This window comes from Pseudoalteromonas sp. MER144-MNA-CIBAN-0113, assembly GCF_040308965.1.
Lineage (GTDB): Bacteria > Pseudomonadota > Gammaproteobacteria > Enterobacterales > Alteromonadaceae > Pseudoalteromonas > Pseudoalteromonas tetraodonis.
In genome coordinates, this window is the sequence record NZ_JBEOOG010000045.1 from 20,281 (window position 1) to 32,248 (window position 11,968).

Sequence of the window (11,968 nt, forward strand, 5' to 3'; positions counted from 1 at the left end):
ATTAGCTAGGTAATATTAACGACCGATTGGCGTATGACTAATTCGGGCTGAAATAAAGTTTGAATAGGCTGTACGCTTTTTTGATATACATGGCTCAGTACCCACTGTGCAGCTACTTTTCCCATTTCATCTATTGGGTAATTAATAGTGCTTAAAGGGGGGTATACATGGCGGGTAAAGAACACGTTATCGTAGCCTATTATTGAAAGTTGTGCGGGTAGTTCAATGCCATGCTCTCTGGCACTGACCATTGCACCCGTTGCCATTTCGTCATTGGCGCACACTAAGGCAGTAATGGCGGGATTTTTTTTATAAAGAGCAGTAAATCCTTCGTAGCCGCTGTCCTCTATAAAGTCACCTTCATACAAACTGTTTTCATCAAACTCAATGGCATGTTCAGCAAGTGCTTGTTTATGTCCGTTTAAACGCTCTTGAGCGTCTTTTTTCCATAAAGGGCCGCTAATGTAAGCAATGTTTTTGTGACCAGACTCAAGAATGTATTTAGTCGCTAAATAGCCCCCTTTAACATTATCAAGAATAATACAGCGATCGGCGAGCTCAGGAATATGGCGATTAAGTAAAACAAACGGCGTTTTACCTTTGCTCAGCTTTATTAAATATTCATCGCTAACCGCTTCAACATGCAAAATAAGTGCATCACAATTACGGCTAATTAAAAACTCTATGCCTTGTTGTTCTCGCTCTGCGTCACTGTGCCCTGCGGTAATAATAACGTGTTTACCTTGTTTTCTGAGGGTGTTTTCTATGCCGCTCATCATAGGGCCATAAAAAGGACCTTTTAACTCAGAAACCAATAAGCCAGCACTATTAGAGCAATTAGAGGCCAGTGATTGCGCAATAGAATTTGGGCGGTAGCCTAATTCTTCCATCGCTAAAGTCACTTTTTTTCTGGTTGCATCACTTACGTTTGCATTGTTGTTCATTACTCTTGAAACAGTGGCAAGTGATACCCCTGCAAGCTTTGACACCTCATAAATGGTGGCCATACTATTCCTTGTTACAAATTACTTTTTTGTGTTAAATCGGCGGTGATTTTTTTTATGGTTTTGTTATCTAAGTTGTATTTAGTCATTATTAAAGCCACAAGTATACTGCCAATAGCAGGATAGAGTGTAAATGAGGTTAAAATACCGCTTTTAGTTGCTTCGCTTAATTCTACATTGGCTTGATACTGATAATACGCAAGTAACCAACCCGCTATAGCGCCGCCTAATGCGAGCCCCAATTTGATAAAAAATACCACGCTTGCATAAACCAAACCTGTGAGTCGTTGACCATTTTGCCAAACTCCGTAGTCAATAGCATCTGCCATTTTTGCCCACAATAAAGGTGTCGCCATTTGAGTGAAAAAGCACCATAAAAAATACATTAAAAAGGCGAGTAAAACTTGCTCATTAGGGACAAAAAAAGCAAAACAGCTCAATATGGCAGAAATATATTGCAGATAAATATAAGCCGTTTTTTTATCTAAGCGTTTACTTAAAGGTTGCGCACACGCACAGCCTATAATATTACCGACCATACCTAAAGTCACAAATTCGGTGATTAAATCTTCTTTTCCAAGAACATACTTTACATAGTAAATAGCTAATGTCGTGCGCAGCACCATACTGGTCAATAATATCAGTGCTGCCATACACAATATTTTAAACGGCTGATTTTGCCATAAAACGTGAAGTTGTGTTTTTAAAGATAATTTATGTGGTGGATTGATCACCCGCTCTTTGGTGTAACGAAAACAAATTAGAAATAACACTACACCTAGGCAACTCATAACCAGCATGGTGAGTTGATAGCCCAACTCGTTATTACCCTCCCCAAACCACTTTACTAAAGGTAAAGTGCAGCTCGTAACCAATAACCCCCCCAGCATGCCAAACACAAATCGATATGATTGAATAGAAACCCGTTCGTTAGGATTGCTACTGAGTACGCCGCCAAGTGCCGAATAAGGAATGTTAATTGCGGTATAAACCAACATTAGCAAGGTGTAGGTAACGAACGCGTAAATAATTTTGTTGCCGTCATCCATCGCGGGGGTAGTAAAGGTAATCACGCTTATAACAGCGAAGGGGATGGCAAGCCAAAGTAGATAAGGTCGGTAGCTACCGTATTTTGTATGAGTGGCATCGGTCAGGGCGCCCATTATTGGGTCTGTAACTGCATCAATGACTCTGACGACTAAAAAAAGGGTACCAACAACAGCAGGCGAAATACCAAAAATGTCGGTGTAGAAAAAAGTTAAAAATAGCATTACGGTTTGAAAAATAATATTACTGGCCGTATCACCTAGGCCATAAGCTATTTTTTCTTTTTTACTCAGCATAAAAGCCACTCATTATTATTTTTGGCGCTGTTTAAGAAAATCACGATACGCAATTGCGCTTTGTTTTAAGGTGCGTTGTTGAGTTTGGTAATCAACATAGACTAGCCCAAAGCGTTTTTCATAGCCATAGGCCCATTCAAAATTATCCATTAAACTCCATGCAAAGTAGCCTTGCACATTAACGCCTTGCTCAACGGCATTATGAACGGCATTAAGGTGTGTATGGTAGTAATTGATACGATGTATGTCATCTACTTTTCCATCTATTAATACATCGGCCATCGCTGCACCGTTCTCAGTTATATATACTTTGGGTAGCGTGTAACGATCATTTAATGAAAGTAGGAGTTCACACAATCCCTGTGGGTATATTTCCCAGCCCATATCAGTGGTGGCAATATTCTCTAAAGGAGCTTCGCTAAACCAATGATCTGGCGTATTTTTGTAATGGATACGAGTATAGTAATTAACCCCTAAAAAATCGATTTTTTGGCTAATAATTGCCATGTCGCCATTTGCAACATCAGGTTTTGCATCATTTGCAAGCTCCTTAATCACTTCAGGGTAGCGGCCTTCCAGCACTGCCTGAATATACCATTGGTTATGATAGTCATCAGCTAATTTAGCAGCGCGTTCATCGTCAGGAGTAAATGGATAGGCAGGGCTAAAATTAAGCACAATACCGGCCTCTATCTTAGGGCAGTTTTTGCGTATCACTTGCATCGCAAGTCCATGGGCGAGTAATAAGTGGTGCGCTGCTTGACGTCCTGCTTTTTGACTTTTTATGCCTGGTGCATGTACCCCTATTTCATAGCCTAGGTAGGCACTACAAAACGGTTCGTTTAAGGTTGCATAAGAATCCACTAAGCCCTCTAGTTGCTGAGTTACTATATGAGCGTAATGAGCAAATTGATACGCGGTATCGCGATTTAGCCAACCACCGTTGTCCTCTAAATGTTGTGGCAAATCCCAGTGATATAAAGTGACATAAGTTTTAATATTGCGTGCTTTAAGAGCCTGTAGTAATGACTTATAGAACGCCATGCCCTGAATGTTTAAACTTCCATCTTGGTGTAAAACGCGGGGCCAAGAAATAGAAAGTCGATAGGCATCAACGGCTAAATCGGCAATCATTTGAACGTCTTGTTGCCAATATTTTACATGCTCACAGGCGTGATTACCGTTACTGTTATCTGCAATGGTGTTTGGTTTGCTACAAAAAGTATCCCAAATACATGGCAATCGCGTGTTGTGGCTTCCCTCTATTTGAAAAGAGGCCGTGGCAACACCAAAAATAAACGGCGATTTTAAAAGGGCTGACGTGCCTGGCAACGAAATTGTTTTAAACACAATGAGATACGTCCTTAAGCTTGCAATAATAATGCGCTTTACCGTAATTAGCTAAGCAATAGAAATTGTATAATACAGCAATGTAAGCGCTTACAATATTATTTGTAAATAAATTGATAAATTTTCTCTGTATGCTATAAATGTAAGCGCTTACATTTGGTGTTGCAACTATTATCTGCATTTTAAGTTTTACTAAACGCAATTAAATAGAGGTAACAATCTGATAATTATAAATAATTAGAGATTATACTATGGCACATATCACACAGCCACTACCGGCAGCAGAAAACAGCCAAAAACCAGGGTCTACCCACACCTTTGCGTTAACATCGCTTACGACCTTGTTTTTTATGTGGGGTTTTCTTACTTGCCTGAACGATATTTTAATTCCGTATTTAAAGGGAATGTTCTCCCTTAATTACACCCAAGCAATGTTGGTACAATTTTGTTTTTTTGGTGCCTACTTTGTTATGTCAATTCCTGCAGGAAAACTCGTTAGTAAAATAGGTTACCAATTTGGTATTGTTGTTGGTTTGGTTGTTGCTTCGATAGGGTGTGCATTATTCTACCCCGCTGCAGAGGCACATGTTTACGAACTATTTTTACTTGCTTTATTTGTGCTTGCTTCAGGGATCACTATTTTACAAGTCTCTGCTAACCCTTATGTAAGCGTATTAGGGCCTGCAAAAACAGCGTCTTCGCGTTTAACCATGACCCAAGCTTTTAACTCTTTAGGAACAACGGTTGCGCCATTATTTGGTAGTTGGTTGATTTTGTCTGAAATTAGTCAAGCTACAGCCGAACAAGTTAAGTTCCCTTACTTAATGCTCAGTGCAAGTTTACTAACACTGGCTATTATTTTTGCTTTTTTGAAGTTACCTAAACTCGGTAAAGCGATTGATAGTGAAGCTGAAAATCAAGGTGACACTGAGTTTGTTGACTTAGGCAGTGTTTGGAAATATCGCCATCTTATTTTGGGCGCTATTGGTATTTTTGTTTATGTTGGTGCTGAAGTTGCGATTGGTAGCTTTTTAGTCGGCTTTTTAACCCTTGACCATATTGCAGGTTTACCAGAGCAACAAGCTGCACATTATATTAGCTATTATTTTGCAGGTGCAATGATAGGGCGATTTGCTGGCGCTGCGATTATGCAAAAATTAAATGCAGCCAAGGTGTTAGCTTGTCATGGTATTTTGGCCGGTGTATTAGTGTTAATTGCAATGACAGGTCAAGGGTCACTCGCTATGTGGGCTATTTTATTGGTTGGTCTGTGTAACTCTATTATGTTCCCTACTATTTTTAGTTTAGCGCTTCAAGGCTTGGGTAAATACACCTCACAGGGGTCGGGTATTTTATGCTTAGCGATTGTAGGTGGAGCTATTATTCCATTACTACAAGGTATGCTGGCTGACAATATCGGTGTGCAGTTAGCGCTTATACTGCCTATTGGCTGCTATTTATATATTACTTACTTCGCGCTGTTTGGTGCAAAAAAAACAACGTCAACTCGTCTTTAAGTTTTAGGTGAATGCTATGATTATTAAACGAACTTTTTCAGTCACTGCACTGATGCTAGCAGCAATAACCAGCAGCGGTTGTTCGCAACCCTCTAACAGTGCTAGCGATGCGACAAATCAAAAAGAAATTTGGCCAACAATAGAAACCGGTATTAAAAGCGATGCTCAAATGGAGCAAAAAATCGCAGATATGCTAAAGACCATGACGCTAGAGCAAAAAATAGCGCAAATGATCCAACCTGAAATTCGTCACATTACGGTTGAAGATATGCGTAAATATGGCTTTGGCTCCTATTTAAACGGCGGTGGCTCGTTTCCAAATAACAATAAACATGCAACCCCCGAAGACTGGGTTGATTTAGCTGAAAAGATGTATCAAGCGTCTGTTGATGATTCCCTCGATGGCAGCACGATCCCTACAATGTGGGGCACTGATGCGGTACATGGACACAATAATGTGATTGGTGCGACCTTATTTCCGCATAATATTGGTTTAGGGGCGGCGAATAACCCTGCGCTAATTGAAAAAATTGCCGCAGCAACGGCGCGTGAAGTTATGGTTACCGGTATTGACTGGGTATTTGCACCTACGGTTGCCGTAGTACGAGATGATCGTTGGGGTCGCACTTACGAGGGGTACTCTGAAGACCCTGAAATAGTAAAAGCATACTCAGCCTCTATTGTTAAAGGCTTGCAAGGCGCTGTTGATGAAGACTTTTTATCAGATACGCGTGTAGTCAGTACGGTTAAGCATTTTTTAGGTGATGGCGGTACTGTGAATGGCGATGATCAAGGTAATAATATCGCCTCTGAAGAAGAATTATTTGCGCTTCATGCTCAAGGTTATGTTGGTGGTTTGGGTGCAGGTGCACAAACGGTAATGGCCTCGTTTAATAGCTGGCATGGTGAAAAAATTCACGGCAGTAAATATTTACTGACCGATGTGCTTAAAGATAAGATGGGTTTTGATGGCTTTGTTGTCGGTGACTGGAATGGCCACGGGCAGGTTAAAGGCTGTTCTAATAGTAACTGTGCTCAAGCGGCTAATGCGGGCTTAGACGTATACATGGCACCGGATGAGTGGAAACCTCTATTTAGCAACTTGGTTAACCAAGCTAATAGCGGTGAAATCCCACTCAGTAGAATTAATGATGCAGTAACGCGTATTTTACGCGTTAAAATGCGTGCAGGGTTATTTGATAAACCAAGCCCTGCGAAGCGTCCCCTGTCTGGAAAAACTGAAATTATTGGTAGTAGCGATCACCGTGCAGTGGCTAAACAGGCTGTACGCGAGTCTTTAGTATTACTTAAAAATAAGCAGCAGTTACTGCCATTATCACCTAAAACCAACGTATTAGTCGCAGGCATAGGGGCTGATAACATAGGTATGCAGTCGGGTGGTTGGAGCGTTACGTGGCAAGGTACAGGTAATAAAAACAGTGATTTTCCTGGTGGCAGCTCTATTTATGCAGGTATTAAAGATACTGTAGAGCAATCTGGTGGCAGTGCAGCGCTGAGCGTTGAAGGGGAATATACTGCACGCCCTGATGTTGCCATTGTGGTGTTTGGTGAGCAACCATACGCAGAGGGTAATGGTGATGTTGATAACCTCGAATACCAGCGCGGTAATAAAAGCGACTTAGCGCTACTGCGTAAGTTTAAAGATGCGGGAATCCCTGTTGTTTCATTATTTATAAGCGGTCGCCCTATGTGGGTTAATGCTGAGCTTAACGCCAGTGATGCGTTCGTTGCTATTTGGCTTCCAGGTAGTGAAGGCGATGCTATTAGCGATGTCTTGTTTAAAAATGCAGACGGCTCTATTAATCATGACTTTAAAGGGAAATTATCGTTTTCATGGCCTAATAATCCAATCGATAATGAAAACCGTAACGACGAAGCTTACAGCCCATTACTTCCTTATGGTTTTGGTTTAACTTACAACGATAGTAATGTCTTAAAAGATGACTTGGTGGAGCAAACTCAACAGACTGAAAAACTGGATGATTTAGTATTGTTTGAGCGTGCAATTAAAGCACCGTGGTCACTGGTTTTAAAAAGTGGTGAGCAACAAAAAACGGTGGCGAGCAGTCGCGAGTCATTAGGTGCGGTGAGCATCCAAACATTTGATAAAGAGGTGCAAGAAGATGCGCGCGCTATTCGTTTTAATGGCCAAGCACTGGCTGGGGTTAATTTAGCCGCGGCATTCCCATCTGACTTACGCTCATACGTTGAGAGTAATGGCCAACTGCAAATGCAAATTAAAGTAGATAAAGCCGCGGCTAGTCCGTTATGGGTTGGTATGGGGTGTGGTGAGGGTTGTCAGGGTAAGTTTGATATTACTGATAACCTTGGGCAATCAGGTCAATGGCAAACATTAAACATCAACTTAAGTTGTTTTGCAGAGCAAGGTGTTGATTTAGCACAAGTGTTCACCCCTTGGCAGTTAAGCACGCAAGGTGATTGGCATGTATCTATTGCTAAGCTGGCTATTACAGCAAATGCTGCCGAGCAAGGTAGTGTTACTTGTAAGTAGTCAATAATCTATCAATAAGCAGGTACTGAGAGTACCTGCTTTTTATTTTAAAAGCGTAGTACAAAAACCTGCCAAATTAGTCCCTTCTTACTTTTATTCCATTCTATGTGATTGGTTATTTTCAGCTCAGTAGTAGTCACAAAAATATGATAAACTGCATTCGCTTTTGCGTTAATAATTTGAGAGTATGCCAAAATATTAAATGCGTTATGTAATTAACAGGTGAGAAAATGAATCATATAAAACTAGCCTCTCAGAGCATACAACCTTCAAAAATAGTCTGTGTGGGGCGCAATTACAGTGCGCATATTGCTGAATTAAACAACGAACACCCTGAGCAAATGGTAATTTTTAATAAACCTAATAGCGCGATCACCGATACCTTACTCTCTTCCCATAACGGTGATACATTACATTATGAAACTGAATTGTGCTTTGTGATTAAAAATAAGCAGCTTGCAGGGGTAGGGATTGGACTCGACTTGACTAAGCGAGCTTTGCAAAGCAGTTTAAAAGAAAAGGGCTTGCCGTGGGAACGTGCTAAAGCATTCGACGGGTCAGCACTATTTAGTGATTTTATTGAGTTAACGCCAGAGATGACATCGTTTATATTTGAATTACATATTGATGGCAAGCCGGTTCAACATGGTGATAGCCAACTTATGTTGCACCAACCTGCACAAATATTGGCTGAGGTTAGTCAGTTTATGAGTCTCGAAGAAGGCGACATTATTATGACTGGCACGCCTGCTGGCGTAGGGATGGTTAGTACTGGGCGAGAGTTCAACGTTGCTCTTTATTCTGGTCAGCAGTGTTTATTGGAGCATCATTGGTCTGTGAGTCAAATTTAATTATGTGTTGATAATATTGTTTATCAAAATTATCGATATGTTCACTTAGCCAGTGTCGCTGGCTTAGTTGATGAGCCGCTGATTCTAGTATGGTACTTTCTAATGCCGCATTAATTTTCTTAATTGCCTGATTAGCAAAATCATTAGGTGCATTAGTCGCACAGCCTACAGCTCCTTTGATTAATGAGCGCGTATTTTGAGCTATGGGGATACTAACGATTTTTATAGGGTGTTGTTGCTGGTTAAAGTAACTGGCCATAAAAGGGTAATCGAGCGAGTAGTCTAAAAAGCCATGCCTCAACCTATCGATCACAACGCCACTCTCATTATCACTACTTAAGCTCAAGGACACGTTATGATGGCTCAAAGAGTTTTCAATAATCATATTTATGTGTGGTGAAAAACGTCGTGCTGCGGCTTGTCCATAGGTAAAGCGTTCATCGCTAAGTAAACTAATTAAATTTATAGGATTACCATGTGCTTTAGTAAGTGTTTCTGCTTTTTGGTTAGTTGTAATAATACTAAACTCAGGGTAGATAGAAGTAGGACGTGAGTATGTATAGACTTCGTTGGTGCTCTTTTTATGGATTACGCATGGAAAGCAGACATTTTTGCCTTCTTTGATATATTTATTAATTCGTTTTTGTGGAACAAATAATCGAGTATGTTTTACATCCTTTATACTACTGATTAGTTGCTTAGTTAAACTGTCACACAAGCCCATTTGAGTATTCTCTGAGTCTAAGTGAAAAGGTGGTGTGTTGCTTTGTAGCCATAAAATTTCAGTGAGCTGATTTTTAGATTGGCTAATACTGTTACTCGAGAATATTAAAAATAGCAGGCAGAAATAACGAGCTGTATCCATAAAAAGCTGATAATTCTTTATTAAATGACTGTATTTAATTATACCTTAGCGCTTAAAAAATAAACATAAAGAATAGCAAAGAATCAACATTATTGAATAACATTTACCCTTTGCTTGATTTCATTAGTAAGGCATTGGATTATTTCTAAATATGATATCAATCGCTGATAACACGTCATCGCTCAGTGTTAGGTCAAACGCATCAATGTCTTCCTTTAATTGCGCCATAGTAGTGGCACCAATAATAGATGATGTCACTCCATCGACTTGATTACACCAAGCCAGCGCTAATTGAGCTGGGGTGATAGCGTGTGCATGGGCAAGTTCAACATACTCTTTGGTCGCCTGTTGTGATTGTGGCGTATCACGAAAAATACCGTTACGCTGCATAAATGTCCAGCGGGAGCCTTCAGGGCGTGCTCCATTTAGGTATTTACCGGTTAATAGCCCTGCGGCCAATGGTGACCAAGGTAAATAAGCAATATCTTCATGTACACATTGTTCTATTAAATAAGGCCAATCTTTGGCATGTACTAGGCTAAACTCGTTTTGGATAGACACCATTTTTGGCAAGTTATGCTCTTTTGATAAATTTAAAAATTGGCTAATTCCCCAAGGCGTATCATCAGAAAGCCCACAATGCTTAATTTTTCCTGCTTTAACACACGCATCTAACCCCTCTAAAATATCAAGCATATCAGCGGTGTGTTGTTTTGCATCTACCTCGGTAAATTTAAGCATACCAGGCCATTGCCTTGCAAAATGAGGAGTGCGACGATTTGGCCAATGTAATTGGTATAAGTCAATATAATCTGTTTGTAAGCGTTTTAGAGACTGATCAACGGCATCAATAACAGCTTGGCGAGTAATATCACCGCCATCACGGATCCATGAAAGCCCATTACCGGCAATTTTAGTTGCAATAACAATGTCTTTTCGTTTTTGTGAATTACGTGCTATCCAATTGCCTATAATTTCTTCTGTTTTACCGTAGGTATCGGGAGAGGGAGGAACAGCATACATTTCTGCTGTATCAATAAAGTTCACACCCTGCTCAAGCGCATAGGCTATCTGTTGGTCGGCATCATGCTGAGTGTTTTGTACTCCCCAGGTCATGCTACCTAAACACACTCTTGAAACGCTAACACCACTACTGCCTAATTGACTATATTGCATTGCTAATCCTAATTATTCGGTTTGAGAGTTTGCTTTTAAAGCCGATAACAATGGCTCAGTGATCGTGGCTTTTTGGCCTGTTTTAAAGTCAAACATCACCACTTTTGACATGCCGGTGGTTGTTATCGCGTTTTGCGCATGACTAAACACACTGTAGTTCATTACAAATCGGTCAGATTTAATATCACTAATGGTAATACCTACGCTCAATGTGTCGGGAAAGGTAACTGGACGCTTATAGCGAATATTATTTTCACTGATCACAGGCCCCGTGGCTTTAGCATTAATAGTATCAAATAAATTTAATTTATTTAAAAAATCGATTCTGGCTATTTCAAAATAACGCAGGTAAACACAGTTATTAACATGCTGTAGGGCATCCATATCGCCCCATGCCACAGTGATATCGGTATGAATAGGGTGTTGTTGTTTAAACGTTTCCATGTATTTATTGCTCTTAGTTTTAAAGCATTTAGATTAGCAATATGGTCGGATGAGCTCAAGGGAATTATAACTAGGGGTGGAGCTACTCTGTATTGCCCTCATGGATGTAAATAAGGGACGTAAGCAGGACATGGAAGCTTTGCGCCTTTTTTATTTAAATAATTAGGCTATAAACCTCGTGCCGTGAGTAAACTGCCTCAGATTGAACAAACCTTAACCTTAAAAGAACAACAGTGCTAAATAAAAACCCTTGAGTAAAAATTGTACCTCTTTAAATTCATGGCTATAGTAACTATTAACACACAAGGAGATAACTATGCAGAATATAATTAATTGGTTATTGGCATGCACCGTTTTTATAGCGTCGTTTACTTGTTACGCTATGGGTAATGAGGCTGGGGCAATTGTTTTGATTTTATTAGGCTTTTCTTTAGAAATTTTATTTTGGATATATTGTTTTAATAAGCCAAAGAAAAGTAAACGCTCTTTTTAAGCAATAACATGCTTGCTAATTAAAAGTGATTCCACAATAATGGCTGTATAAATAAACAGTTGTTATTGTGTGATGAAAAAGTTTATTCATATAGATATGTTATCTGATGTTTAATTTCTTGACGTTAGTGAGCGAGCGAGCGGAAAGAGCTGTAGTTACGCTGTTTGCTTTGGCATTTAACTGAATCACACCCTTGTCAATCCTGACAAGTTTAGTGTCATGCAAAAATTCAATTATTATAGAGTGCAGAATAGCGATAAATCGTACCCACATTATAAAATCTTGACAAACTTTTAATGTAAAATGGACTAGATACCCCGCCGTGTCAGAGTAGTTGTCCTGTCTTCTTTTCACAATAGTTATAGTCAGACGGCGGGTGGTTAGCAGGTTCA

Annotated in this window: 10 protein-coding genes; 3 read left to right on the forward strand and 7 right to left on the reverse strand. The window is 40.0% G+C overall.

All coding sequences use genetic code 11. The features are described from left to right. Positions 1-5: 5 nt before the first annotated feature. Genes AAEY57_RS12405 through AAEY57_RS12415 form a run of 3 tightly spaced genes read right to left on the reverse strand, consistent with a single transcriptional unit; the run spans position 6 to position 3,697 of the window. A complete protein-coding gene (locus tag AAEY57_RS12405) occupies positions 6-1,007 on the reverse strand; it encodes a LacI family DNA-binding transcriptional regulator (RefSeq protein WP_033102614.1) in 1,002 nt (333 codons plus the stop codon). A gap of 11 nt (positions 1,008-1,018) precedes the next feature. Beyond that, positions 1,019-2,347, reverse strand: coding sequence for a glycoside-pentoside-hexuronide (GPH):cation symporter (locus AAEY57_RS12410; RefSeq protein ID WP_024601541.1), 1,329 nt, complete (start codon positions 2,345-2,347; stop codon positions 1,019-1,021). A gap of 15 nt (positions 2,348-2,362) precedes the next feature. Further along, a complete protein-coding gene (locus AAEY57_RS12415; protein WP_064662479.1) occupies positions 2,363-3,697 on the reverse strand; it encodes a GH1 family beta-glucosidase in 1,335 nt (444 codons plus the stop codon). A 251-nt stretch (positions 3,698-3,948) separates the two neighbouring features. On the opposite strand from AAEY57_RS12415, the gene AAEY57_RS12420 reads away from it, so the two are divergent. The 3 genes from AAEY57_RS12420 (at position 3,949) to AAEY57_RS12430 (ending at position 8,598) form a co-directional block, all read left to right on the forward strand. Then, entirely contained in the window at positions 3,949-5,214 is a 1,266-nt protein-coding gene (locus AAEY57_RS12420; RefSeq protein ID WP_028834342.1) for a sugar MFS transporter, read from the forward strand. 16 nt (positions 5,215-5,230) lie between these two features. After that, on the forward strand, positions 5,231-7,747 hold the full coding sequence (locus tag AAEY57_RS12425; RefSeq protein ID WP_350607971.1) for a glycoside hydrolase family 3 protein: 2,517 nt from the start codon (positions 5,231-5,233) through the stop codon (positions 7,745-7,747). A 230-nt stretch (positions 7,748-7,977) separates the two neighbouring features. Further along, complete coding sequence (locus AAEY57_RS12430; protein ID WP_350607972.1) at positions 7,978-8,598, forward strand: fumarylacetoacetate hydrolase family protein; 621 nt, start codon at positions 7,978-7,980, stop codon at positions 8,596-8,598. Here AAEY57_RS12430 and AAEY57_RS12435 read toward each other — a convergent pair. The 4 genes from AAEY57_RS12435 to AAEY57_RS12450 all read right to left on the reverse strand — a co-directional run. Beyond that, a complete protein-coding gene (locus AAEY57_RS12435; protein WP_350607973.1) occupies positions 8,531-9,463 on the reverse strand; it encodes an ABC transporter substrate-binding protein in 933 nt (310 codons plus the stop codon). The genes AAEY57_RS12430 and AAEY57_RS12435 overlap by 68 nt on opposite strands. 123 nt (positions 9,464-9,586) lie before the next feature. Next, on the reverse strand, positions 9,587-10,639 hold the full coding sequence (locus tag AAEY57_RS12440; protein ID WP_350607974.1) for an aldo/keto reductase: 1,053 nt from the start codon (positions 10,637-10,639) through the stop codon (positions 9,587-9,589). Between the two features lie 12 nt (positions 10,640-10,651). Further along, complete coding sequence (locus AAEY57_RS12445) at positions 10,652-11,083, reverse strand: acyl-CoA thioesterase (RefSeq protein ID WP_024601547.1); 432 nt, start codon at positions 11,081-11,083, stop codon at positions 10,652-10,654. A gap of 592 nt (positions 11,084-11,675) precedes the next feature. Further along, positions 11,676-11,968, reverse strand: a 293-nt coding sequence (locus tag AAEY57_RS12450; protein ID WP_350607975.1) for a hypothetical protein, incomplete at its 5' end; no start/stop codon positions are given.

Coding starts and splice junctions, on each gene's coding strand:
- AAEY57_RS12410 (WP_024601541.1), bottom strand. CDS start 2,347: ATGCTGAGTAAAAAAGAAAAAATAGCTTATGGCCTAGGTGATACGGCC.
- AAEY57_RS12425 (WP_350607971.1), top strand. CDS start 5,231: ATGATTATTAAACGAACTTTTTCAGTCACTGCACTGATGCTAGCAGCA.
- AAEY57_RS12420 (WP_028834342.1), top strand. CDS start 3,949: ATGGCACATATCACACAGCCACTACCGGCAGCAGAAAACAGCCAAAAA.
- AAEY57_RS12430 (WP_350607972.1), top strand. CDS start 7,978: ATGAATCATATAAAACTAGCCTCTCAGAGCATACAACCTTCAAAAATA.
- AAEY57_RS12405 (WP_033102614.1), bottom strand. CDS start 1,007: ATGGCCACCATTTATGAGGTGTCAAAGCTTGCAGGGGTATCACTTGCC.
- AAEY57_RS12445 (WP_024601547.1), bottom strand. CDS start 11,083: ATGGAAACGTTTAAACAACAACACCCTATTCATACCGATATCACTGTG.
- AAEY57_RS12440 (WP_350607974.1), bottom strand. CDS start 10,639: ATGCAATATAGTCAATTAGGCAGTAGTGGTGTTAGCGTTTCAAGAGTG.
- AAEY57_RS12435 (WP_350607973.1), bottom strand. CDS start 9,463: ATGGATACAGCTCGTTATTTCTGCCTGCTATTTTTAATATTCTCGAGT.